2 tRNA genes are annotated in these 638 nt (G+C 57.7%); both read right to left on the bottom strand.

What is annotated here, in order from left to right:
• Window positions 1-15: 15 nt before the first annotated feature.
• Window positions 16-91 (bottom strand) — tRNA-Gly (locus H6A16_RS10555).
• A gap of 452 nt (window positions 92-543) precedes the next feature.
• Window positions 544-617: transfer RNA gene (locus H6A16_RS10550), tRNA-Cys, on the bottom strand.
• Window positions 618-638: the final 21 nt, after the last annotated feature.

The raw sequence follows: 638 nt of genomic DNA, 5'->3' as shown, positions 1-638 counted from the left end.
GCTCGAATCGTGCGATGGAGCGGACAACGGGGCTCGAACCCGCGACCCCAACCTTGGCAAGGTTGTGCTCTACCAACTGAGCCATGTCCGCTTGCGAGGAAGTACTATACGCGAATTCTCGCGCGTGTGCAAGCGTCAACATCTTCTGCACAAACGAATCCGATTGGCGGTGTCGTGTTGGGAGCGCTTCGCTGCTTCCTGCTGTTGATGTCGCCCGAAGGCTGCGGCGCGAAGATACCCCACGTTATTACTAACCCCAGGCGAGACCGCTGTTTCTCTCTCTAACAAAGGCAAATGACGGATTTAGAGAGAGAAACAGCGGGCTCGCCTGGGGTCAATAATAAAAGACATCTACGCGCGCAGATGCTTCTGCGATCTGTACTTTCTGGCAGATGTCCTCCAAAGAGAAACATGGAATCCAGAGACGCTTGAGCATGGCAAATCGATAGGGAGACGCTCGCGCCGCCAGTGCGGTCCGGACCCGGGCTGCATCCGGCGGGGAGGGGCACGAAAAAGGGGCCCTCCCGGACCCCTTGAGTTTGCTGGAGGCGAAGCCCGGATTCGAACCGGGGGTAAAGGCTTTGCAGGCCTCTGCCTTACCACTTGGCCACTTCGCCGGATATGAAAAGAGCCGATCG

Origin of the sequence: Collinsella tanakaei (assembly GCF_016900375.1) — a bacterium.
Lineage (GTDB): Bacteria > Actinomycetota > Coriobacteriia > Coriobacteriales > Coriobacteriaceae > Collinsella.
Note: the sequence above shows the minus strand (reverse complement) of the source record. Positions and strands in the feature narration are given on the sequence as shown.